Raw genomic sequence first — 253 nt, forward strand, 5'->3', positions numbered from 1 at the left:
AGATAATACGTTTGCAGCTAAAGAAAACAAGGACTTCACAAAATACACAAACCAATTGGTAGTTGAATATGCCGAAAACGACTATACAACGATGCACCAATTCTTTGAACATCCAGAAGACTATGGCATTGATATCAATAATGTAGATGTAAGTCTTGGTGAATTTTATACAGACAATACTGAAGAAATCAAAGAAAATCAAAAAGATTAAACTTGTTTAATTCTTTTTGATTTTCTTTGATTTCTTCAGTAT

1 protein-coding gene is annotated in these 253 nt (G+C 30.0%); it reads left to right on the forward strand.

Annotation, left to right across the window (positions count from 1 at the left end; translation table 11 throughout):
* A partial coding sequence (locus AC2FA3_RS15410) for a hypothetical protein (RefSeq protein ID WP_490510354.1) occupies positions 1-211 on the forward strand: 211 nt, incomplete at its 5' end.
* Positions 212-253 lie beyond the last annotated feature (42 nt).

Source organism: Janibacter sp. CoH_79_TC_3 (assembly GCF_058197955.1).